Annotated in this window: 17 protein-coding genes and 5 pseudogenes; 9 read left to right on the top strand and 13 right to left on the bottom strand. The window is 67.1% G+C overall.

Going from position 1 to position 21,711, the window contains the following annotated elements:
- The first annotated feature begins 209 nt into the window (after positions 1 to 209).
- The 3 genes from WS95_RS03775 to WS95_RS03785 are packed head-to-tail and all read left to right on the top strand — an operon-like array spanning position 210 to position 5,037.
- On the top strand, positions 210 to 3,089 hold the full coding sequence (locus WS95_RS03775) for a xanthine dehydrogenase family protein molybdopterin-binding subunit (protein ID WP_059822375.1): 2,880 nt from the start codon (positions 210 to 212) through the stop codon (positions 3,087 to 3,089).
- Positions 3,086 to 3,781 carry a (2Fe-2S)-binding protein gene (locus WS95_RS03780; protein WP_059822377.1) on the top strand — a complete coding sequence of 232 codons (696 nt, stop codon included), beginning with the start codon at positions 3,086 to 3,088 and terminating at the stop codon, positions 3,779 to 3,781. The genes WS95_RS03775 and WS95_RS03780 overlap by 4 nt, the downstream gene beginning before the upstream one ends.
- Positions 3,778 to 5,037 (top strand): cytochrome c, encoded by a 1,260-nt coding sequence (locus WS95_RS03785; RefSeq protein ID WP_059822379.1) that lies wholly within the window; start codon positions 3,778 to 3,780, stop codon positions 5,035 to 5,037. Before WS95_RS03780 ends, WS95_RS03785 begins: the two co-directional genes overlap by 4 nt.
- Before the next feature lie 91 nt (positions 5,038 to 5,128).
- On the opposite strand, the gene WS95_RS35285 is transcribed toward WS95_RS03785, so the two are convergent.
- The 6 genes and pseudogenes from WS95_RS35285 to WS95_RS03810 all read right to left on the bottom strand — a co-directional run.
- Positions 5,129 to 5,290, bottom strand: a complete 162-nt coding sequence (locus WS95_RS35285; protein ID WP_179949986.1) for a hypothetical protein — start codon at positions 5,288 to 5,290, stop codon at positions 5,129 to 5,131.
- A gap of 133 nt (positions 5,291 to 5,423) precedes the next feature.
- Positions 5,424 to 5,915 (bottom strand): peptidoglycan-associated lipoprotein Pal, encoded by a 492-nt coding sequence (pal, locus tag WS95_RS03790; protein WP_059822381.1) that lies wholly within the window; start codon positions 5,913 to 5,915, stop codon positions 5,424 to 5,426.
- A 415-nt stretch (positions 5,916 to 6,330) separates the two neighbouring features.
- On the bottom strand, positions 6,331 to 7,542 hold the full coding sequence (locus WS95_RS03795) for a porin (RefSeq protein WP_059783477.1): 1,212 nt from the start codon (positions 7,540 to 7,542) through the stop codon (positions 6,331 to 6,333).
- Positions 7,543 to 7,756: 214 nt separating this feature from the next.
- Positions 7,757 to 8,335, bottom strand: coding sequence for a hypothetical protein (locus WS95_RS03800; protein WP_059822383.1), 579 nt, complete (start codon positions 8,333 to 8,335; stop codon positions 7,757 to 7,759).
- Between the two features lie 43 nt (positions 8,336 to 8,378).
- Positions 8,379 to 8,825, bottom strand: a pseudogene (locus WS95_RS03805) (VOC family protein).
- 356 nt (positions 8,826 to 9,181) lie between these two features.
- Positions 9,182 to 9,655: pseudogene (locus tag WS95_RS03810) on the bottom strand (Acg family FMN-binding oxidoreductase); the annotation flags it as partial.
- A 178-nt stretch (positions 9,656 to 9,833) separates the two neighbouring features.
- Here WS95_RS03810 and WS95_RS03815 point away from each other — a divergent pair.
- On the top strand, positions 9,834 to 10,823 hold the full coding sequence (locus WS95_RS03815) for a zinc-dependent alcohol dehydrogenase family protein (RefSeq protein ID WP_059783480.1): 990 nt from the start codon (positions 9,834 to 9,836) through the stop codon (positions 10,821 to 10,823).
- Between the two features lie 25 nt (positions 10,824 to 10,848).
- On the opposite strand, the gene fnr is transcribed toward WS95_RS03815, so the two are convergent.
- Together fnr and WS95_RS03825 are read right to left on the bottom strand one after the other, a co-directional pair.
- The gene (gene fnr / locus WS95_RS03820; protein WP_059783482.1) at positions 10,849 to 11,622 is read right to left on the bottom strand and encodes a fumarate/nitrate reduction transcriptional regulator Fnr; all 774 of its coding nucleotides are present in this window, start codon (positions 11,620 to 11,622) and stop codon (positions 10,849 to 10,851) included.
- A 319-nt stretch (positions 11,623 to 11,941) separates the two neighbouring features.
- Complete coding sequence (locus WS95_RS03825; protein ID WP_059822385.1) at positions 11,942 to 12,589, bottom strand: response regulator; 648 nt, start codon at positions 12,587 to 12,589, stop codon at positions 11,942 to 11,944.
- A gap of 247 nt (positions 12,590 to 12,836) precedes the next feature.
- Here WS95_RS03825 and WS95_RS35570 point away from each other — a divergent pair.
- Positions 12,837 to 12,917, top strand: a pseudogene (locus tag WS95_RS35570) (universal stress protein); the annotation flags it as partial.
- Between the two features lie 176 nt (positions 12,918 to 13,093).
- Here WS95_RS35570 and WS95_RS03830 read toward each other — a convergent pair.
- The 4 genes and pseudogenes from WS95_RS03830 to WS95_RS03845 all read right to left on the bottom strand — a co-directional run bounded on the left by WS95_RS03830 (position 13,094) and on the right by WS95_RS03845 (position 15,703).
- The gene (locus WS95_RS03830) at positions 13,094 to 13,927 is read right to left on the bottom strand and encodes a universal stress protein (RefSeq protein WP_059822387.1); all 834 of its coding nucleotides are present in this window, start codon (positions 13,925 to 13,927) and stop codon (positions 13,094 to 13,096) included.
- Positions 13,924 to 14,427: a universal stress protein gene (locus WS95_RS03835; protein WP_034204808.1), complete on the bottom strand. Its 504-nt coding sequence runs from the start codon at positions 14,425 to 14,427 to the stop codon at positions 13,924 to 13,926. Before WS95_RS03835 ends, WS95_RS03830 begins: the two co-directional genes overlap by 4 nt.
- A 69-nt stretch (positions 14,428 to 14,496) precedes the next feature.
- Positions 14,497 to 14,909 (bottom strand): annotated as a pseudogene (locus WS95_RS03840) (acetate/propionate family kinase); the annotation flags it as partial.
- The gene (locus WS95_RS03845) at positions 14,864 to 15,703 is read right to left on the bottom strand and encodes a universal stress protein (protein WP_059822391.1); all 840 of its coding nucleotides are present in this window, start codon (positions 15,701 to 15,703) and stop codon (positions 14,864 to 14,866) included. The pseudogene WS95_RS03840 and the gene WS95_RS03845, both read right to left, overlap by 46 nt.
- 194 nt (positions 15,704 to 15,897) lie before the next feature.
- On the opposite strand from WS95_RS03845, the pseudogene WS95_RS03850 reads away from it, so the two are divergent.
- Positions 15,898 to 16,083: pseudogene (locus WS95_RS03850) on the top strand (bifunctional enoyl-CoA hydratase/phosphate acetyltransferase); the annotation flags it as partial.
- Positions 16,080 to 17,120 (top strand): zinc-dependent alcohol dehydrogenase family protein, encoded by a 1,041-nt coding sequence (locus WS95_RS03855; protein ID WP_059822392.1) that lies wholly within the window; start codon positions 16,080 to 16,082, stop codon positions 17,118 to 17,120. The pseudogene WS95_RS03850 and the gene WS95_RS03855, both read left to right, overlap by 4 nt.
- 79 nt (positions 17,121 to 17,199) lie before the next feature.
- Here the strand turns inward: WS95_RS03855 and WS95_RS03860 are convergent, their stop codons facing one another.
- Positions 17,200 to 18,603, bottom strand: coding sequence for an MBL fold metallo-hydrolase RNA specificity domain-containing protein (locus tag WS95_RS03860; RefSeq protein WP_059822394.1), 1,404 nt, complete (start codon positions 18,601 to 18,603; stop codon positions 17,200 to 17,202).
- Positions 18,604 to 19,105: 502 nt separating this feature from the next.
- On the opposite strand from WS95_RS03860, the gene WS95_RS03865 reads away from it, so the two are divergent.
- The gene (locus WS95_RS03865) at positions 19,106 to 20,461 is read left to right on the top strand and encodes a nitrate regulatory protein (protein ID WP_059822396.1); all 1,356 of its coding nucleotides are present in this window, start codon (positions 19,106 to 19,108) and stop codon (positions 20,459 to 20,461) included.
- A 326-nt stretch (positions 20,462 to 20,787) separates the two neighbouring features.
- Positions 20,788 to 21,630, top strand: coding sequence for a formate/nitrite transporter family protein (locus WS95_RS03870; protein ID WP_034204814.1), 843 nt, complete (start codon positions 20,788 to 20,790; stop codon positions 21,628 to 21,630).
- Positions 21,631 to 21,711 lie beyond the last annotated feature (81 nt).

Consider the following 21,711-nt stretch of genomic DNA (forward strand, 5'->3'; position numbering starts at 1 on the left):
GCGAAGCCGGCGCGACGACATCCAGCCGCACGCAAGCGGCCAACGGGACCGCCCGCGCAGCCCGGCCGAGCTTCGTTATAAGAAATTCAATAAGTATTTCATGCGGGAAATACTATAGGCGATATATCAAAAACAATGCCAGAATGCGCGCCGCTCCGAACGCCGCGACACCCGATCGCCGTCCGAGCCGCCTCAGGAGGTTCCCCCCAATGAAAAACCACGGCCTGTCACGGCGGGGTTTTCTGAAAGCCAGCGTGCTGGCGGGCGTCGCGGTGTATGTCGCGCCCATCGGCAGCCGCGCGTTCGCGGCGCTCTTCGAAGAAAAACTCCTCACGCCCGTCAAATGGGATAGCGTCACCAGCATCCCCCAATTCCGCATCGACGGCATCGCGAAGGTCACGGGCTCGAAAGTGTTCGCCCGCGACGTGCGCGCCGCGGACATGCCGCACTGGCCGCAGCAGCAGTCGCACGCGCTGATCCTGCGCGTCACGCAGGCCGACCGCACGTACGAAGGCTTCGACCTGTCGCTGCTCGGCGACGAGCTGAAGCCGGACCGCGTCGTCACGGCCGACGATCTCGCGCGCGACGGCGTCGCATTCCCGGCGTTCTACGGCGACGACATGCTGTTGCCGGCCGGCAAGACGCCCGCGTATCTCGGCCATGCGGTCGCGATCCTGATCTATCACGACTTCGCGCGCTTTCGCTTCGCGAAGAACGCGCTGAAGTTCCGCGACGACGTGATTCGCTACGGCGCGGTCACGGGCCCGCTGGAGCGCGATCCGTGGGGCACCTTCCGTTACGTGCGCGTGGGCGGCAAGACCGCCTATGACGACGACGTCTATTCGAGCCTGAAGGACGCACCGATCTTCCCGAGCATGATGCGCAAGCACCTGCCGGTCTGGCCGGACGGCAAGGAACACGGCAAGCTCGACGAGCAGGGTATGTTCCTCGCCGGGCAGATCGCCGGCGAGCTCGACCGTCCGCCGGCCGACTGGCTCGTGTTCGACCGCGAATACAACACGCAGTCGGTCGATACGGCCGCGCTCGAACCCGACAACGCGAACTGCTGGTACGACGCCGCGACGCAGTCGCTGCATCTCGTCGTGCCAACCCAGTCGCCACTGGAAGTATCGGAGAACGCGGCCGCGATGGTCGCGAAATGCCGCTTCCCGGTGAAGAAGCTGTTCGTGCATCCGTGCTACACGGTCGGCTACGGCTCGAAGGATCACTTCAACGTGCCGTTCTACGGCCTCGTCTGCGCGCTGTACGCGGACGGCCGCCCGGTGCGTTTCGCGAACGACCGCTACGAGCAGTTCCAGACCTCGCTCAAGCGTCACGCGTTCAAGATGCGTTACCGGATCGCGGTCGATCGCAACACGGGCCTGCTGCAGTCGTTCAAGGGCGACTTCGAGGCGAACGGCGGCGGCCGCTCGAACTTCTCGCCGTCGGTCGCGATGGTCGGCGCCACCGCCGCGCAATCGATCTACTACTTCCCGAAGAGCGACCTCGCGGCGGTCGCGATCGCGTCGCGCGCGATCGACGCCGGCTCCGCACGCGGCTACGGCACGCTGCAGAGCATGGCCGCGACCGAGATGGCGGTCGACGAGATCGCCGCGCAACTGAACATCGACCCGATCGACTTCCGTCTGCGCAACGCGCTGCGTTCGGGGATGAAGAACACGCAGGGCGCGATTCCCGCCGGCGCGCTGCGCGTCGACGAAGTGCTGGAGCGTGCGAAGCAGCATCCGCTCTGGACGCGCCGCGCCGCGCGCAAGGCCGAATTCGAGGCCGCGCATCCGGGCAAGCGCTACGGCGTCGGTTTCGCGTGCGTGCAGAAGGATTTCGGCACGGGCGCGGAAGCATCGTTCGCGAAGGTCGAATTCGACGCGCACGGCAAGGTGTCGCTGCAACACACGGCCGCGGAGATCGGTACCGGGATGTCGACGTCGCAGGCCGTCGCGGTCGCGAAATGGCTCGGCCGCCCGGCGACCGACGTCCGCGTGGCCGTGACCGAATGGCCGGACCTGCCGATCGAGACGAGCGGCGATCCGTATCTGATGTCGCAGGCCGAACAGGACCGCCTGAGCACGAACCCGCGCTGGTCGCCCGGCTATGCGTCGCCGTCGAGCGCGACGAATTCGGCTTACTACTTCACGCACAGCACGCGCGAGGCCGCGCGCGCCGTATTCCGCTACGGGCTGTGGCCGGCCGCGATGTCGATCTGGACGCGCGGCCTGGGCGGCGGTCAGGCCGCGCCGTACACGATTCGTATCGAAGATGCGCGCTGGGTCGACGGCAAGCTGACCGCCGACGGCCTCGAGCCGTTGACGTTCGAGCAGCTCGCGAAGCAGGCGCATGCGCTCGGCCTGCCGACCGGCGCCGTCGTGCACGTGTTCAACCGCTGGCAGTGGACCGATGCCGAATTCGAGATCGGCGGCGCGCTCGAGCGTCTGCCGATCGACGGGCTGTCGCTGCGTATCGGCGCGCCGAAGACAGGCGCCGACGACGGCCCGTTGCCCGGCACCGCCGCACCGGCCGGCGCGACCGCGCTGCGCGGCACGCTGCCGCCGACCGCGAACGGCTATCGCGTGCTCGATCGCAAGCGCGTGTTCATCCCGCCGACGAGCCGCAACAACGCGGCCGTCACGTACTACACGGCGGTCGGCACGCTCGTCGAGCTGGCCGTGCACGAAGCGACCGGCAAGGTCGAACTGCTCACGCACCACTCGATCATGGAATGCGGCAACCAGATTTCGCCGCAGCTCGTGTCGGGGCAGTTGCAGGGCGGTCTCGCGATGGGCATCGGCCATGCGCTGCACGAGTACCTGCCGCTCTACGAGGACGGCCCCGGCAACGGCACGTGGAACTTCAACCGTTATCGGTTGCCGCGCGCGTCCGACGTCGCCGTCTGGACGCAGACGGGCGACGTGCTGCCGCCGCTGTCCGAAACCGATCCGCCCAAGGGTGTCGCCGAAGTGGTGATGATCCCCGTCGTCGGCGCGATCGTGAACGGCATCGCGCACGCGATCGGCCATCGTTTCACCGACCTGCCGGTGACCCCGCAAAAGATTCAGGAGGTGCTCGCATGACGACCGCCCAAACCGCGGCTTCGGCCGCGAGCGCCGGCGCGGCTGCGACCGGCGCTGCCGCACCGACCGCGGCTTCCGTCGCGTCGGCATCCGCGCCTGCCGCGCCGGCATCGGCACCGGCCGCCGTCGAGCGTCCGCTCGTCCGGTTTCAGCAGAAACCGCTGTCGGTGAACATCAACGGCAAGTCCGTCGGCCCGATGCAGGTGCCGGAAGGGCTGATGATGATCGAGTTCCTGCACGAGTACGTGGGTCTCACCGGTTCGCGGCTCGGCTGCGGGCAGGGGATCTGCCACGCGTGCGTCGTCATCGTCGACAAGCCGGACGGCACGAGCGAGGAGATGCGTACCTGCATTACCGGCGCGCACTTCTTCCACGGCCGTTCGATCCGCACGATCGAAGGCCACGCGAAGCGCAACGAAGCCGGCGAAGTGGTCGAGCTGTCGCCGATCCAGCAGAAGTTCCTCGAGCACTTCAGCTTCCAGTGCGGCTACTGCACGCCGGGCTTCGTCAACGCGGCAACCGTGCTGATCGAGCGCCTGAAGCGCGAGCCGATCGCGAAGGCCGACGTGGAGCGCACGATCACCGACGCGCTCGACGCACATCTTTGCCGCTGCACGGGCTATGTCCGCTACTACGAAGCCGTCAAGGACGTGATTTTGACGACGCCGGGACTCGTGAAGGACAGCGCATGAAACGCACATTCGCTCATCGTGTCGTGCGGGCCGCGGGCCTGCCCGCGCTTGCCGCGGCCTGCGCGCTGCTGCTCGCCGCCTGCGGCGGCCACGACGCACCGGCGTCGAGCGCGGCGTCCGGCGCCCCCGGCGCCGACCAGATCGCGCGCGGCCGCTATCTCGTCAAGGCCGCCGACTGTGCGGCGTGCCATACCGCGAAGGACGGCGCGCCGTTCGCCGGCGGCGCGGCGCTCGAATCGCCGTTCGGCACGTTCTACGGCTCGAACATCACGCCCGACAAGGATCACGGGATCGGCAACTGGAGCGCGGACGACTTCTACGCCGCGCTGCACGACGGCAAGGCGCCGGGCAAGCGCTTGTATCCGTCGATGCCGTACACGTCCTACCGGCAGCTCACGCGCGCCGACGCCGACGCGATGTACGCGTACCTGAAGACGGTCAAGCCGGTCGCGCAGGAAAACCGCGCGCATGCACTCAAGTTCCCGTACAACCTGCGCTTCGGCATGGTGTTCTGGGACATGGCGTTCCTGAAGGACAGCCTGCCGGATGCGTCGGCCGGGCAATCCGCCGACTGGCAGCGCGGCCGCTATCTCGCGGGCGCGCTCGGCCACTGCGCGGAATGTCACACGCCGCGCGCGTTCACGGGGCAGCTCGACGGCGCGAAGCCGTTCGCGGGGGCCGCGCTCGGCCGCGTGGCCGCACCCGACATCACGCCGGCCGGCCTCGCCGCGCGCGGCTGGACGGGTACCGACCTGCAGGCGTTCTTCGGCGTGGGCATCGCGCCGCAAGGCTCGGCGTTCGGCGAGATGTATCCGGTCGTGCACCTGAGCACGCAGTACCTGACGAAGGACGACCTGCGCGCGCTGTCGACGTACCTGCTCGGCGATACGCCGCCCGCACCGCAACCGGTGAAGCCGGTATCGGCCGATGCCGCGCAACTGGCCGCCGGGCGCTCGGTGTATCTCGCGGTCTGTGCCGGCTGTCACGGCTTCAACGGCGAAGGCAAACCGCACGTGGCGGTGCCGATGAACGGCAACTCGACGGTGCGGCAGGGCGATCCGCGCAACCTGCTGGTCGCGATGCTCGACGGCATCGACGAGCAGAAGTTTGCCGGCTTCGAAAACCTGCAGCCGATGCCGGGCTTCGCGCACACGCTGAGCGACGACGAGCTCGCACAGCTCGCGAACTACCTGCGCGCGACGTGGGGCGGCCAGCCCGCGAGCGTTACGCCGGCCGACGTGAAGGCGATGCGTTGAGTCGTGCCCGAGGGCGGGGCGTCGCGCACGAGGCAGCCGGTTTCCGGCGCGCGTGCGCGATGCGCCGCCCCGTTTTCCTGACGGTGGCGCGTCAGTAGCCGCCGCTACCGCCACCGCCTCCGCTGCCGCCCGAGCCGCCATACCGGCTCATGCCCGGTCCTTGCGACACGCCGCTGCCCGACGACGTACAGCCCGCCGACAGCACGAGCACCAGCGCCGCGATCAGTGCCGCAGCCAACGTTGCCGATTTCATTGCAATCTCCTTGCAGCGCGCAGGCCACAGGAAAGGCGGTTCGCGTGAACCGCGCGTCTGCGCGATGAGAAGACGTTTCGGCGGCGCCGTTATTCCATGCTTTTTGCGTATCGCCGCGGCGGCGACGCGTGGATCAACGATAGACGAGATCCGCGCGGCGGTTCTGCGCCCACGCTTCCTCGTCGTGGCCGAGCGCGACCGGCTTTTCCTTGCCGAGGCTGACGGCCTCGAGTTGCGTGGCCGGCACGCCGAGCGTTTCGAGCGCGCTCATCACGGCTTGCGAGCGGCGCTGGCCGAGCGCGAGGTTGTATTCGGACGTGCCGCGCTCGTCGGTGTTGCCCTGGATCAGCACACGCCGCGCCGGGTGGCTGCGCAGGTAGTCGGCGTGCGCCTGCAGCAGCGACTGGAATTCGGGCTTCACCGAGTACTGATCGAAATCGAAGTAGATGCTGCGCTTGGCGAGCGGGCTGTTCGGATTGTTCAGATCGTCGGCCGTCACCGTCGCGACGGTTTCGCTCGAGGGCGTCGGCGCCGCGCCGGCGTTCTCGGGCGTTTTCGCCGCGTTGTGACAACCGGCCAACAGTACGAAAGTTGCCAGGACCGCAATTCGGTTCATTTTGCTCATCGTTCGTCTCCAGCGGTTGACTGCATTGAAGCGTGGCGCGTGCCGTTCGCACGCAGCTGTCCGGCCGCCATGGCGCGAAAGGTCCGGCCCCGTTGCCGTGATGCAGGCTCGTAAGCCGATGGTGCGCCAGATGAAAGAATGTTGCGACCGGAACGCCGAATCGCGGCGTCGCTGCAAACAGATTAGGAAAAATGTCACAACGTGACCAGTTTCTTCGCATTTTTTGCGCAAACGCGACAGTCGGGAGGCATTCTTGCTTCCGCGAACGGTGTGCGGCATGCGTCGCATGCCACAGCGAAAAAGGCCGCGCACGAGGCGCGGCCTTGTCGGTACGGCGACGGGGAGCGGGTGATGCGGGAAGCACTCGCCGGACGCCGTCGGTCGTCCGCGTGACGCCGCAGCGCACGCGGCCTCGTCAGAACTTGTGCCGCAGCCCCAGCGCGACGACGGCCTGGTTGCCGTTCGCGGAAGGCGTCAAGGTCCAGACGGTCGCGTTGAACGCCGGATGGCCGTTGCCGCCGCTCACGCTCTGGTATGTGCCTTCGAGATACGCATCCGTGCGCTTGGACAGCGCATAGTCGGCCTGCGCGACGACCTGGTTCCATTTCGGGCGCGTCTGGCCCGTGCGGGTGTCGAAGCGGCCCATCGTGTACGTGTACGCGGCGGCGACGCTCAGCGCACGCGTGACGAAGTAGCGTCCGTCGATCGTGACGTTGTCGAACACCAGCGATTCGCCCTTCAGCGGCACGATGTTGCCGCCCTGGAGCACGCCCGTCACGCCGTCGGTGGTCGAATGCGACCACGCGGCGCCGACCGAGTGCGGCCCGAACGCATAACGCCCGGCCATCGCCCAGATCTGCTGGTTGCCGCCCGTGATCGTCGCCGAGCCGTCGACCGTGCTGAGCGCGCCGTCCGGGTTCGGCGCATTGCGGTCCCGGCTGATCTTCAGGTAGCCGGCGCCGAGCTTCAGCGGCCCGTTCTCATACGACACCCCCGTGCTCCACACCGCGTTGTTGGAGAACTGGCCGGCCGTGTTCGAGAACCCGACCATCGCGCCGAACCTCAGCCCGCGAACCGTCGGGCTCGTGTACTTCACCGCGTGGTTGATGCGCAGGTTGCGGTTCGAATCGTCGTTGTCGTACGGGTGGACCGCGAGGTTGCCGCCCCAGCCGGGGCCGGACGCACCGAGCGGCGTCACGAAATCGAGGATCAGGTCGTACTGGCGGCCGAACGACAGCGTGCCGGCCGTCTGCGAACTCAGCCCGATCCACGCCTGGCGGCCGAACAGGGCGACGCCTTTCTGCGACAGCTTGCCGGTGGTGCCCGAGAAGCCGTTTTCGAGCGCGAAGACCGCGGCCATTCCGCCGCCGAGATCCTCGCGGCCGCGCAGCCCCCAGCGCGACGCGTTCAGTGCGCCGCTCGTCATCGCGACGCTGTCGCTGCCGGGCGAGCCGGCACCGCGCGTGCGCTGGTTGGTCGAGAACGTGATCGAGGTGTCGATCAGGCCGTACAGCGTCACGCTGCTCTGGGCAAGCGCGACATCCGGCACGAAGCCGCTCAGGCAGGCGGCGATGACGGTCCCCGCGACGCGTGCGCCGGCGTGCTGGTTCGTGTGGAAGGAATGCATGGGTGTTTGTTGTTGGACCGGCCTGGCGGCCGATTGAATCGGGCGGCCATTATTGGAGATCTTTCGGCGGCCGATTAAGGCGTTGCACAGGAAAGGTCCTCTGCGGAATCGCTCGGAATCGTAATGCGTGGACTGCGGGGAAGCGGTCGGGAAGGGGGCGTGCGTGGCGGTGCGGGTGGTTCGGCGCGCCATCGCGCGACGGCGTGCCGAGCGCCTAGCGGCGGGCGATCGGCAGCGCCGCGTCGACGCCGCCGCTTCGATAGGCAGCACGAACGGCGTTCGTCCTCGCTTCGAGCGCTTCCGGTGAAATCCCGGGTCTCAGCCGCACGACGACGCGCGGCAACTCGGCCAGTTGATTGCGCAATTGCACGATCGACCGGCAGCAACGGCAGGCCGCCGATTGCGCATTTGCGGCCGATGCCGCTTCGGCAAGCTCGGCGGTCCATTCGACGCCGCGGTGGCGCCTGACCTCGTCGAGATGCGGCAGATAACGCGCGTCGCCCGACAACGCGATCAGCAGCGCGGCCCAGTGCGCGCCGCGCCAGCCATGCCGCATGTCGCGTGTCAGGTCGGCCAGCAGCGCGTCGTCCAGCGCGGACAGGCTTTGCTGGCACAGATAGTGGAAGTCGAGCGGCCGATAGCGGACATGCGGGTAGTCGCGCAGCACCTGTCGGAGTTCGACGCCGGTATCGACGGTGGCGGCGAGAAACCGTTCGGCAGGCGCCGGCCGGTTCAACTGCAGCGTCGGCACGCCGAGGAAAAGCCGGCCGATGTCGTCGGGGTGGTAGTGCATCGCGGAAGTCGGGGTGATCGCTCGGGTATGCCGTCCGGATCGCTCACTGATCGCCGGACATCAGCGCCGTGTAACGCCGCTGCATTTCGTCGGGTTCGACCGCTTCGATCGTATGCCCGATCAGCTAATCGTAACCGAACGGATCGCGAATCCTGCCCGAACGCTCGCCGTAGAACTGGTCCTGGGGCGCTCGCGTCACGCGCGCGCCGGCCGCGACGGCGGCGGCGATCGTCGCATCGGCATCGTCGACATGAAGATGGAGCGCCATCGGCGCGTTGCCGTCCGGGTCGAGCGCGAAGAGATCGTATTCCGGGAACTCGTCGGAGATCATCAGCGTGCATGGCCCGAGCTGCAATTCCGCGTGACCGATGCGCCCCGACGGCTCGACGAGCCGGAATTTCTCCTGCGCGCCGAATGCCTTCGCATAGAACGCGATGGCGTCCTCCGCGCGTTTGGCGCGTAGATACGGAAAGACTTCGCGAATCGCCATGATGCCCTCCGGTGGTGGTGTGGGTGTGGCTCGATCCTATCGCGCATTCGGCGCCCGGTCTTGAACGAAATTGACCGCCGCCAGATGGCGGCGAACGCCACGATGCACGCGTCAAACCATCTTCCGGCCGAATCCGCTGGAGTCGCTCTGCCCCTGAGCAGAATTCGTTCCGGTCGGAGGGGGAATTTTCGGCTCGCGAATCCCTGTTCCAGCCGATCGGCGCGGATACCGGCTGGACGCCGTGACCCTGAACCGCGAACGGACGCTTGACACAGCTCAATCGCAATCGCCTACGTGGCAATACAGTCGATTCCGGCGGCTGCGCGAAGCGGCGCGCGACCGTGTGGGGTACTCACGGCTTGGTCGGCACCTTCCGCGATACCGGCCTCGATCAACGCGTGCGGGATCGCTTCCGAAACCGGGCCGGATTCGAACGGTGCACGTGTCGTGACGCGCGCCGGAATCGCATCGAACAGTGTGCCGAGGGCCGCGTCGGAATAGCCGTCGTCGCAGATCCGGACCTACGCCGCCAGATCGGGGGCGACTTCGGACGGAACCGTGCCGATCGTATGGGCGAGCCCGGCGTGATCGAGCGCGACGCGCAGATTGAGCAACGCCGCCCCGCAACTGATGATCAACTCGCGGTCGAACGGATCGACCACGGGCAACGCGCGCACGCGGTCCGCGCACAACAAGATCGTGTTGCCGTCGACCAGGAAGCGCCACGGCTGGGAATTGTGGCTGGACGGCGCCAGCACCGCGTAGCCCACCAGCGACCTCGGATCGCGGTCGGAACGCGTGCTGGCGGCAAGCGGGGGAACGGATATCATCGATCATCTCCAGGTCGCCGCGCCCGCGGCGTCACTCACGCCACTTCATCGTGTCAGCAACCGTCCGGCGGCCGTTGACCCACGTCAAGCGTCCGTCACCGGACGGTGCACGCGCGACGGGCGGCGACTAGCCTGTGAAAGCGAAGCGCGCGAAGACGATCGCGCGGGGAGGGGGAACATGCTTGCGATGACGTTTGACGGCACGACGCCGCATTTGCGCGAAACGCACGTGCCGGACCCGTCGCCCGCGGCGGGTCAGCTGCTGATCGACGTGCACGCGTGCGGCGTATGCCGCACCGATCTCCACGTGGTCGACGGCGAGCTCGCGCACCCGAAGCTGCCGCTGATTCCGGGGCACGAGATCGTCGGCACCGTGCGCGGGCTGGGCGAAGGCGTGACGGGCTTCGCCGTCGGTGACCGGGTGGGCGTCCCGTGGCTGGGCTCGACATGCGGGCATTGCACGTATTGCACATCCGGCCGCGAGAACCTGTGCGACAGCCCGGGTTTCACGGGCTATACGATCGACGGCGGCTATGCCGAGCGCGCGGTCGCCGACCACCGGTATTGCGTGCATCTGCCGCGGCGCTATTCCGATCTGGAAGCCGCGCCGCTGCTGTGCGCCGGCCTGATCGGTCACCGAACCTTGCGCATGGCGGGCGATGCGCGCCGGATCGGCCTCTACGGCTTCGGTGCGGCGGCGCATCTGGTCGTGCAGGTCGCGCGGGGGGAGGGACGCAAGGTGTTCGCACTGACGAAGCCCGGCGACGCCGTGGCGCAGCAACTGGCGCTGTCGCTGGGCGCGGCATGGGCCGGCGGCAGCGACGAAGCGCCGCCGGAGCGGCTCGATGCCGCGCTGATTTTCGCGCCGGCGGGGGCGCTGGTGCCGGCTGCGCTGCGGGCACTCGACAAAGGCGGGATCGTCGTATGCGGCGGCATTCACATGAGCGACATCCCGAGCTTTCCGTACGCGTGGCTATGGGGCGAGCGCCGCATCGCGTCGGTGGCCAACCTGACGCGTGCGGATGCGGCCGCATTCATGCGGATCGCCGCCGCGACACCGCTGCGGGTCGAGGCGGTACGCTACGCGCTGACGGACGCGAACCGCGCACTCGACGACCTGCGCGGCGGACGCGTGTCAGGCGCTGCCGTGCTCGGTATGCACGACTGATCCGCTCGACGCCGCCGCGGCGCGGTCAGATTTGCCGCAGGCCGTCCGAATCGACGATCCGGATCTGCTTGCCTTGGGCCGCGACGAGCCCTTTGTGCTGGAACTTCGACAGCATGCGGCTGACCGTTTCGAGCTTCATCCCGAGATATTCGCCGATCTCGTCGCGCGTCATCCGCAGCACGAATTCCGCGGCCGAGTAGCCGCGCGCCTTGAAGCGGGCGGAAAGGTTCAGCAGGAACGCGGCCACGCGCTGTTCGGCGCTCATCGTGCCGAGCAGCAGCATCTGCGAGGATTCGCGCACGATCTCGCCGCTCATCATCTGATAGACGTGATGCTGCATCGGCCGCACTTCGCGGCACATCTGTTCGAGCTGACCGAACGGAATGATGCAGACCGTGCTGTCTTCGAGCGCGATCGCGTCGCCGTTGTGGCACCCGGCGTGCACGCCATCGAGCCCGAGCGACTCGCCGACGATCTGGAAGCCGGTGATCTGCTCGTCGCCGTCGCGATGCATGACGATCGTCTTGAACGAGCCGGTTCTCACCGCGTAGATGCTGTTGAACGCATCGCCCGAACGAAACAGCGTTTCGCCGCGCTTGACGTGGCGCGTCGTGCAGATCATCGCGTCGACGCGGGCGAAATCGTCGGGCGAAAGATCGGGCGGCATGCACACGGTACGCAACGCACACGTCGAACAGCGGGACGCGGCGCGCTTGGGCTGGTCCCACGGTTCGACAGGGCGCATCGGGATGAACGGGCGTAACGGCATGGTCGTCGAGACTTCGGCACTGCTCTGCATGATCGGCTCCAGTTCGGGGCAGCGGCGGTTCGCCGTCGGGCGGGATCGCGCCGGCCGTTGTACCGGCGGCCTCGGTTTCCGCCGCCTTCGTGTCGGGAGTGCCTGCCGGACGCGCCGCGAGACCGTTACGCCGGCCTCGACGACGACGCTGCGTTGGCTCCGGCTGGCACGCAGGGTTGTTTTTCTTGACGTCCAGTATGGATGTTGCGCGCCGTCAAGAAAATCAGCCGCAATTGAAGTTGCGGTAGGTGAGAGGGAAGTCTTGTAGGACGTTTCCTACAGGGGTGCGGCGACTTGTCGCGAGCCGCAGATGCCGCCGTCAGAGTTCGTCGGGATCCTCGAACAGCTTGTGGCGCATCGCGTAGCGCACGAGGGCCGTGTCGTTCGGCATCTGCATCTTTTCGAGGATCCGCGTCTTGTACGTGCTGACGGTCTTGACGCTGACGCACAGCGCCTGCGCGATTTCGGAAATCGATTCGCCGGTGGTGACGCGCCGGAACACGTCGAACTCGCGGTCGGACAGGCGCTGGTGCGGCAGGAGATCGGTCGGTTCGTTCAGGCTCTGCGCGAATTGCTCGGCCATGGTCAGGCTCACGTAGACGCCGCCGGCCGCGATCTTGGTCAGCGCGGCGACCAGTTCCGCGCTCGCGCTTTCCTTGGTCATGTAGCCCGAGGCGCCCGCGCGGAATGCGCGCACCGCGTATTGCTGCTCGGCGTGCATCGTCAGCACGAGGATATGCAATCCCGGTTTCTCGTCCTTGATCTGCTTGATGAGTTCGATGCCGTTGCGGCCGGGCATCGACAGGTCGAGCACGAGCACGTTCGCGGCCGTGTCGCGTATGAGCGCGATCGTCGACGCACTGTCCTGCGCTTCGCCGACGACGTCGAAGCCGCTTGCGTTCTGCAGGATGTGCCGTAGACCGTCCCGGACGAGCGCGTGGTCGTCGGCGATGAGTACCCTGATCATGACAGCACGTCTCCTTGCTGGATGGCGTGAAGCGGCAGCGCCATGGGGAGCGTGAACCGCGTTCCCGGCCGGCAGGCGGGAATTGCGATATCGCCCTGAATTGTGCGCGTTTTCCCGACGTTCGCCAATCGGGACCGATGCGTAAGGGGCGGCGCCGCGTGCTTGGCCCGCGTCGACGGAAAGGCGTGCGGCAGGATCGGACTGGCTTCACGAGCCCGTCGAACCGGGACGACATGACGCGCGTGCCATGTACCGAAGAATCTTTGCCGCACTCGACGGCAGCCGCAGCACGCGGCTTGCGCTCGACGAGGCGATTTCGCTTGCCCGCGCCGTGCGTTGCTCGCAGCGTCGCCGAATCGCTGGCGCACATCTCGGAGCGGCCGGTGCTGGTCGTACGGAAGGGGGCCGGGCGCGTGCGCAGAGATGCCGTGACGACGCGATTGCAATGACGGCGGTCGTCGCCGGAAGCGGGCAGCCCGCACGCGGCTGCCCGTTGTCATGCGCTCAGTGAGACAGCAGCACCGGCACCGTCATCGCCTCGAGGATCGTGCGGGTCGCGCCGCCGAGCACGCGTTCGTGCATGCGGGCATGACTGTACAGGCCCATCACCAGCAGATCCGCGTGCAGGTCGGTCACGCGGTTCAGCAGCGTCGCCCCCACGCCGACCGACCGCGTGCGCGGCGTGGTCGAGAACGACGCGCGAATGCCGTGCCGTTCGAGATAGGCGGCGACATCGACGCCCGGTGGCGTCTTGTCCGGATCGGGATGCCCGCGCGAGACCGTCTCGACGTTGACGAAGCGCGCGCGGGCGAGCAACGGCAGCGCATCGGCCATCGCGCGCGCGGCCTCCCGTCCGCCGTCCCAGCCGATCAGCACGTTCTCGCCGATCGTTCGCACGTCACCCGCGTAAGGCACGACGATCGCCGGGCGTCCGCCGCCCATCACGACGTCCTCGACGAAATGGCGCGCCACGTAGGTCGTGCGGTCGTCGGGATCTTCCTGGCCGAGTATCAGCAGGTCGGCGTGGCGCGCATGCAGGATCGCGGCCTCGGTCGCATTGCCGGCCGGCGCTTGCCATTCGACGCTGCGGCCGGCACGTTCCGCAGCCGTCAGGAATCGCTCTTCGGCTTCCTTGCGGCGCTGGTCGCACAGACGTTCGTAGACGGCCAGCTTCAGCGGTTCGTCGGGCCGCCGCAGCGGCTCGAAGAGATCCTGGCACACGACGTAGAGTCCGACCAGATGGGCATTCCAGCGTCCCGCGAGTTCGAGCGCGAGATCGACGCGCGTGGCGCAGCGCGCGCTGTCGTCGAGATGGACGAGCAGGGTCTTGTAGCTCATGACGGCTCCTTTTCGGTGGATGCGGCCGTGGCTTCGGCGGACGCTTTCGCTGCGGCGCTCGCCGGAATCATCAAGACCGGGCACCTGGCCTGACGCAGCACGCGTTCGGCCACGCTGCCGAGGAACAGGCGCTGAAAACCGCGCCGGCCGTGCGTGCCCATCACGATCAGATCGGCGTCGATCTCGCCCGCGAGACCGACGATCCGGTGCGGGATGTCCTCGCCTGCCGGCGCGACGTTGGAAATCCGCGGCGTGCCGGCGATGTCGCGCGCCCTCATGCGCCGTGCGGCGTCTTCGGTCACGCGTAATCCTTCTTCACGGAACGAGTCGACCAGGATCGACGGGTCGTATCCGTACATGTCGTAGGCCGGCACCAGAAAATCGACGACGTAGACGGGGGTCAGCCGCGCGCCCGTTTCCGCCGCGATATCCAGCGCGACGTCGAGTGCACGGGACGACGTGTCGCTGCCGTCGAGCGCAACCAGAATGTTCGAGTACATGGCATTTCCCTTGAACGGATGTGGACGAAACCATCATCGGCGCGTGGGGGCCGCGCGCGCTGATCTGGATCAAGCGTCCCGGTTGCCGCGTAGCACGCGCATCGCGGCACGCGCTGCGATCCACGCGTCGTTGCTTGGCTCGACGACCACCGTGACCGCGCTCGACGCACGCGATACGCCGTGTGCATTGTCCGCATTCGCGCGCGCGTCGAGCTCGATGCCGAGCCAGCCGAGCGATGTGCAGATCCGCTCGCGCAACGGCGCCGATTGCTCGCCGATGTCGGCCATGAAGACACGCATGTCGAGGCCGCCGGGCAGGGCGGTCAACGCGCCGGTCTCGCACGATCCGGTGGACATACAGCGCCAGCGCATCACACGCGAGCGGGCTCGCCGGCCGCCTCGCACGCGAGCGGCGCACGCGTACGCATCGACCGCATCAGTGCGACATCAGCACCGGCAGCGTCATCGACGCCAGCACCGTGCGCGTGGCGCCGCCGATCATCAGTTCGCGCCAGCGCGGATGGCCGTAGGCGCCCATCACGAGCAGGTCGGAGCCCGTTTCATAAGCGCGCGACAGGAGCGTGTCGCCGACCGACGCGCCGCTGCCGGTCGCGATGTCGAGCACCTTCACGTCGCGCGCGTGGCGCGCCAGCATCAGCGCGGCATCGGCGGCCGGAATCCGTGTGGGTGCGGATTCCGAATCGCCGTCGACCACGGCGACCACCGTCGTGCGCTTCGCATGCTCGAGGAACGGAAGTGCGTCGTGCGCGGCGCGAGCGGCTTCTCGACTGCCGTCCCACGCGACGAAAACCCGCTCGCCGACTGACGGAAATTCTCCCGTGTACGGCCAGAACAGCACCGGGCGGCCGGCGGACAACACGAGGTTCTCGGGAAACTGATCGTCGATATAGGTTTCGGGATCGTTCGGGTCGCTTTGGCCCGCGATCACCAGATCGGCGAGTCGCGCGGCGCGCGGCACGGCCACATTCGCGCGCTCGTCGGCGCGAACCCAGGTTGCCGGCACTTTTGCACGAGCGGTTTCCGCATGAAACAGACGCTCCAGCGCCGCGCGCCGCTCGTCGCGCGCTTCGCGATGCGCGCGGAAATAGTCGGCGGAACCGGCCATCACGTAGAACGAATGCGGCTCGGGTGTGTAGACCGCGAACAGCCCGGTGAGATGCGCGCCGAAGCGCCGGGAGAGATGCAACGCGAACTCGAGACGCGAATGTGCGCGAGCGCTCGTATCGAGGTGCACGACCATGCTTTTGTAGCTCATCGGAATCGCTCCATCGACGGGTGATCCGCCAGTGCAATCCAGTCTACGAAGCAGGGTTTCCACGCGCTTGACTCAGATCAACGGCAACGATGCGCGATACCCGCACAGTGAGGCGGTCGCGACGCCGAGGCCGCGCAAAGTGACGAGGCGGATGTCGATCCATTGACCCGATCGAAAGGGGAAGGCCGATGAGCCTGGGTGGCGCCGCCAGCGCGGGCATCGTCGTCGGCGCGCGCGTGCCGATCGTGCTGACGCGCCGCGCCGACGGTGTCGCCGTCCGGGTCGCATCCTGCGCGCTGGCCGCGTTGCTGGCGCGGCAACGGCACGCACCCGCGTCGATCGACGAACCCGCAATTTTTTCGATGGAGGAACGGCGATGAAAGCACTCGTGTACCACGGGCCGGGGCGCAAGGCGCTCGAGGAACGCCCCGAGCCGGAACTGCAGTCGCCCACCGATGCGATCGTCCGCGTCACGCGCACGACGATCTGCGGCACCGATCTGCATATCCTCAAGGGCGACGTACCGACGTGCGAACCCGGCCGCATTCTCGGCCATGAGGGCGTCGGCATCGTCGAGCAAGTGGGCGCCGCGGTCGAATCGCTGAAACCGGGCGATCGCGTGCTCATTTCATGCATCTCGTCGTGCGGCCGCTGCGAATACTGCCGTCGCGGACTCTATTCGCACTGCACGACCGGCGGCTGGATCCTCGGCAACCGAATCGACGGCACACAGGCCGAGTATGTGCGCATCCCGCACGCGCAGACGAGCCTGTACCGGATTCCGGCGGGCGCGGACGAGGACGCGCTCGTGATGCTGTCCGATATCCTGCCGACCGGATTCGAATGCGGGGTGTTGAACGGCAAGGTGCAGCCGGGCTGCTCGGTCGCGATCGTCGGCGCGGGTCCGATCGGGCTGGCCGCATTGCTGACCGCGCAGTTCTACTCGCCTGCGCAGGTCATCATGATCGATCCGGACGACAACCGGCTCGAGATCGCGCGGCACTTCGGCGCGACCGACTGCTTCGACGGCCGTGCCGGCGACCCGGTGGCGCAAGTGATGAAGTTGACCGACGGCGTCGGCGTGGATTGTGCGATCGAGGCGGTCGGCATTCCGACAACGTTCGAAATGTGCACGTCGCTGGTCGCGCCCGGCGGGGTCGTCGCGAACGTGGGCGTACATGGCGTCAAGGCGGACCTGCACCTGGAGAAGCTGTGGGACCGCAACATCTCGATCACGACGCGGCTCGTCGACACGGTCAGCACGCCGATGCTGCTGAAGACCGTGCGCGCCGGGCGTATCGACCCGACGCGCCTGATCACGCACCGGTTCTTGCTCGACGACGTCGAGCGCGCGTACGACACGTTCGGGCGCGCCGCGCAGACCCACGCATTGAAGGTCATCATCGAAGTCCGTTGACGGGCCGGTGGCGCGACGGGGACCGGTGCGCAACCTCCGATTCCCGCCGCGCCCGATCGGTGTCTCGTCGGTACCGTGGTCAGGAGGAAAGGGCAGCCGGCTCGCACGCATCGCCCGATTCGACCGCATCGAGATCGACGCTCTGCGCGTAAGTCGGTACTTCGCACGGCCAGTGCAATCGCTCCGAAATGCGCCGCCGCAATGCGTCGGCCGCTGCCGGCTCGCCATGCGTGACGAAGGTTCGTACGGGCGCGGGCCGCATCGTGCCGAGCCACTGGAGAATCTCCTCGTAGTCGGCATGGGCGGACAACGCGGCGATCGACTCGACCTGGGCGCGCACGCGCACGTATTCGCCGAGAATCTTGACGGTCGGCTCGTGCGCGGCCAGTGCCGCACCGCGCGTGCCGGTGGCCTGATAGCCGACGAGGGCGATCGTGTTGCGCGCATCGGGCGCGTAGCGGCTCAGGTGATGGAGTACGCGCCCGCCCGTCGCCATGCCGCTTCCGGCGATGATGACCATCGGGCCGTGGTGTTCTGCAATCGCCTTCGATTGCTCGACCGACCGGATCATCGTCGCCGCGTGGCCGAGCGCGTTCGCTTCCGAAAGCGTCAGCCGGTGCTCGAGGATATGGTGGCGATAGATTTCGGTCACGTCGGTCGCCATCGGGCTGTCGACGAACACCGGCACGCGCGCCATGCGGCCGGACGCCTTCAGTCGTGCGATGTAATGCAGGATTTCCTGCGCGCGGCCGACGGTGAAGCAAGGCATCACGACGACCCCGCCTCGCGCGAACGTCTTGTCGAGCAGCGTGGCCAGCTCGTTCTCGGGGTCCGATGCGGGATGCAGCCGGTCGCCGTAGGTCGATTCGACGACGAGATAATCGGCATGCGCCGGGGGCAGCGGCGGCTGCATGATCGGGTCGTGATAGCGTCCGAGGTCGCCCGAGAATGCGAGCACCTTGTGATCCCAGTGCATCACGACGCTCGCGGCGCCGAGAATGTGGCCGGCCGGCAGCAGGCGGAACGCCAGCCCGCCGCCGAGCGCCGTGCACTCGTCGAACGCGACGGGCTTCAGCAGGTGCAGTGCGCGTTGCGCGTCGTCCAGCGTGTAGAGCGGTTGCGCGGGATGATGCCTCGAGTAGCCGTGGCGATTCGCGAAGTCGGCTTCCTCTTCCTGCAGCCGCGCGCTGTCGCGCAGCATGATGTCGCAGAGTTCGGCCGTGGCTGCCGTGCAGTACACCGGGCCGCGAAAGCCTTCGCGCGCCAGCACCGGAAGATAGCCGCTATGGTCGATATGCGCGTGCGTGAGCACGACCGCGTCGAGCGTGTCGGGCGCAACCGGCAACGGGCTCCAGTTGCGCAGCCGCAGGTTCTTCGTGCCCTGGAACAGGCCGCAATCGACCAGCACGCGGGTATTGCCGTGCTCGATCAGGTATTTCGAGCCGGTCACGGTTTCGGTCGCACCAAGAAAAGTCAGTTTCATGGATCGCCTCGCGGGAGTGGACGGAGCAGTGAATCGATTACAGCGCGGATGCGTACGAAGCGATTGATGGAAATCAGGGATTGCAGTATCCGTGTCCCGGGCGGGCGAGGTTCGTCCGTCAGCGGTTGCGGCTCCGGTTTGACGTCGATCAACGCCCCCGGCCGGACGGCGACCCGATGGTGATCGTATACGTTGCGGCGATGTGTGATTTCGGCTTGCCGCGACGCTCGATGTACGCTCGCGTTGCCTCGAAGTAGCTGAACGTCGACTCTGTCTGCGTGAAGTGCAGCATCCTCAAGCGGCTCGTGGCGTCATCCACGCCCACCAGCAGCGTGCATTGCCATCCGGGAGCGAGTAAAGCTCGTTTTTGAGCGGCGCCAGATAGACCGCCTTGTTGCGGACCGCGCCTTCGTCACGAATCTTGACGTGCAAGGCGTCACAAAACAACGATTATTGTCTGCACTACACTGCACCGAGTCCCTGTCGACGGTCAGTATCCACCATGCCCGCCACCGCCTTGCAATTCGCACTGCTCGCCAAGCATCAGGAAATCGCGTCCCTGCGCCACCTGGCCGAGCAAATCGAATTGGTCGACCTGCTTGGCCGCCTGATCCATGCGCTGCAGCGCGAGCGCGGCGCCACCAGCATCTATCTGGCGTCGAGCGGCAAGCGCTTTGTCGCCGAACGCGCGGCTTCGCGCGGCGAATCGGCGCCGCTCGTCGCGCAGTTGCGCGCGCGCCTGGATCTGGAGCTGACGCCCGCGCGCGGCTCGACGTCGCGCCTGCTGTCGCTGATCGCCTGGGTGCTGCTCGACCTGGAATCGCTGGATGTGCTGCGCGAACAGGTCGACCATCTTGCGCTGTCGGCGCCGGATTCCGTCCAGGCGTTCAGTACCGTGATCGGCGGCCTCGTGGAGCTGATTTTCCAGTTTGCCGACAGCGCGGCGGATCCGTCGGTGTCGCGCACGCTGATTGCTCTCGTCCATGTCGTCGAGGGCAAGGAGGAGGCGGGACAGGAACGCGCCGTCGGCGCGCACATGTTCGCGGCGGGCACGTTTTCGGCGGACCAGCAGCAGCGCCTGCTGTATCTGATCGCCGCTCAGGAGCGCAGTCTCGAAGTCTTCGCGAGCTTCGCAAGCACGGCGCAAAACGCATGGTGGGAAAACCGCATGACGGAGCCGCACATGGCGGCGCTCGAGAAGCTGCGCCGCGTACTGTGCACGGCGCACGCCGGCGATGCACTCGATACCGCCCTGAGTGAAGCATGGTTCGACGCCGCGAGCGCCCGCATCGACGATCTCTGGCACCTTCAGATTGCGCTGACGCTGCAGGTGCAGGAAACGTGCAACGCGCGAATCGACGACGCGCACCGAACGCTGCGCGACTCCGAGCGCCTGATGGCGCATTTGCGAAACAATCCGCCCCCGCATATCCAGGCGCTCGCCCAGTTCTTCGCCGGCGATCCGTTGTCGGCGCGCGCGGCGGTTCACGAACTGCCGGGACGCCTCTCCGGCTCCGACCAGTGGACGCTCGCCAGCCTGAAATCCCTGCTGGAGTCGCAATCGGCACGATTGGCCGGCGCGGAGGTCGAACTCGACGCGGCACGTCGTGCGCTCTACGAACGAAAGCTGGTGCAGCGTGCGAAAAATACGCTGATGACGCGCTTCAGCCTGCGGGAGGACGAAGCGTATCGGATGCTGCAGAAAGCGTCGATGGACGGCAATCGGCCGCTTGCCGATATCGCGGAAGACGCGCTGACGTCGCCCGAGCGATTCGTCGACGAGCACGCGCAGCCTTCCGCGCGACGCCGTACGCAGCGAAGCGCGTCGCGGACACCGCACGACGACGGCACGACCTGACAGGAATGCACCGCGCTTCACGCACCGCGGCGGCGCCCGAAGCGCATGCACGAAGTGCAGTTTGCACCGCGCGAGTGCGATTCACTGCGTTCGGCTGCGGCATGCTCCCGCGGGCATTTCGCGTTCGGCCAGCCTGCATCGAGATATCTCCGTCACTGGTATGGAAATTGCGAACATTTCGGTCGTCGGGCTAATGGCGGCCTGACGATCGCGCCATGTCCAACCGTGGCGGCCGATTACGTGGATAACAGCGTCCGCGCCAGGCACTCGCATGTCGAGCGAGTGCCTGGCGCGTTTTTTTTCGTCCAACTTTACGAGCGCACACCATGGCCTACCTCACGCCCAACGAATTCGTCACCAGGATGGTCGACGCCGGTGAATCGAAACTGTCGATGTCGACCCGCGATACGCTGATTCGCGCGTACATGGCCGGCGCGATCCTCGCGCTCGCAGCCGCTTTCGCGGTCAGCATCACGATCAACACCGGCAACGCACTGGCCGGTTCGCTGCTGTTTCCGGTCGGATTCTGCATGCTGTACCTGCTCGGCTTCGATCTGCTCACGGGCGTCTTCACGCTCGCGCCGCTCGCGGTGATCGATCGCCGGCCCGGCGCGACCTGGGGAGGCGTGTTCCGCAACTGGACGCTGGTGTTCTTCGGCAATTTCGCGGGCGCGCTGACGGTCGCGCTGTTCATGGCGATCATCTTCACATTCGGCTTTTCGGAAGCGCCGAACGCAATCGGACAGAAGATCGGCGGTATCGGCGAAGCACGCACGCTCGGTTATGCGGCGCACGGCGCCGCCGGCATGCTCACGCTGTTCGTGCGCGGCGTGATGTGCAACTGGATGGTGTCGACCGGCGTGGTCGCGGCGATGATGTCGACGTCCGTACCCGGCAAGGTGATCGCGATGTGGATGCCGATCCTCGTGTTCTTCTACATGGGCTTCGAGCACTCGGTCGTGAACATGTTCCTGTTCCCGTCCGGCCTGATGCTCGGCGCCCACTTCACGATCGTCGACTATCTGCTGTGGAACGAGATCCCGACGGTACTCGGCAACTTGGTCGGCGGGCTGGTGTTCGTCGGCGCGGCGCTGTACAGCACGCACTACAAGACCGCACCGAAACGCGCGCCCGCTTCGCCGGTGGGTGTTGTTGCGCGCAAGGCCTGATCGCGCTGCGCAAGCCGCAACCGAATGCCGGCGAGGCACGGCGCCTGAACGGGCAGGGCGCCCACGTTTGGTTCATCAGCT

Origin of the sequence: Burkholderia sp. MSMB1826 (assembly GCF_001526325.1) — a bacterium.
Classification (GTDB): Bacteria; Pseudomonadota; Gammaproteobacteria; order Burkholderiales; family Burkholderiaceae; genus Burkholderia.

Bases quoted from the DNA above. Each gene is read 5' to 3' on its own strand.
- WS95_RS03815 (WP_059783480.1), top strand. From the start codon at position 9,834: ATGCTTGCGATGACGTTTGACGGCACGACGCCGCATTTGCGCGAAACG.
- WS95_RS03795 (WP_059783477.1), bottom strand. From the start codon at position 7,542: ATGCATTCCTTCCACACGAACCAGCACGCCGGCGCACGCGTCGCGGGG.
- WS95_RS03830 (WP_059822387.1), bottom strand. From the start codon at position 13,927: ATGAGCTACAAGACCCTGCTCGTCCATCTCGACGACAGCGCGCGCTGC.
- WS95_RS03785 (WP_059822379.1), top strand. From the start codon at position 3,778: ATGAAACGCACATTCGCTCATCGTGTCGTGCGGGCCGCGGGCCTGCCC.
- WS95_RS35285 (WP_179949986.1), bottom strand. From the start codon at position 5,290: ATGAAATCGGCAACGTTGGCTGCGGCACTGATCGCGGCGCTGGTGCTC.
- WS95_RS03825 (WP_059822385.1), bottom strand. From the start codon at position 12,589: ATGATCAGGGTACTCATCGCCGACGACCACGCGCTCGTCCGGGACGGT.
- fnr (WP_059783482.1), bottom strand. From the start codon at position 11,622: ATGCAGAGCAGTGCCGAAGTCTCGACGACCATGCCGTTACGCCCGTTC.
- WS95_RS03865 (WP_059822396.1), top strand. From the start codon at position 19,106: ATGCCCGCCACCGCCTTGCAATTCGCACTGCTCGCCAAGCATCAGGAA.
- WS95_RS03860 (WP_059822394.1), bottom strand. From the start codon at position 18,603: ATGAAACTGACTTTTCTTGGTGCGACCGAAACCGTGACCGGCTCGAAA.
- WS95_RS03845 (WP_059822391.1), bottom strand. From the start codon at position 15,703: ATGAGCTACAAAAGCATGGTCGTGCACCTCGATACGAGCGCTCGCGCA.
- WS95_RS03775 (WP_059822375.1), top strand. From the start codon at position 210: ATGAAAAACCACGGCCTGTCACGGCGGGGTTTTCTGAAAGCCAGCGTG.
- WS95_RS03780 (WP_059822377.1), top strand. From the start codon at position 3,086: ATGACGACCGCCCAAACCGCGGCTTCGGCCGCGAGCGCCGGCGCGGCT.
- WS95_RS03800 (WP_059822383.1), bottom strand. From the start codon at position 8,335: ATGCACTACCACCCCGACGACATCGGCCGGCTTTTCCTCGGCGTGCCG.
- WS95_RS03855 (WP_059822392.1), top strand. From the start codon at position 16,080: ATGAAAGCACTCGTGTACCACGGGCCGGGGCGCAAGGCGCTCGAGGAA.
- WS95_RS03835 (WP_034204808.1), bottom strand. From the start codon at position 14,427: ATGTACTCGAACATTCTGGTTGCGCTCGACGGCAGCGACACGTCGTCC.
- pal (WP_059822381.1), bottom strand. From the start codon at position 5,915: ATGAGCAAAATGAACCGAATTGCGGTCCTGGCAACTTTCGTACTGTTG.
- WS95_RS03870 (WP_034204814.1), top strand. From the start codon at position 20,788: ATGGCCTACCTCACGCCCAACGAATTCGTCACCAGGATGGTCGACGCC.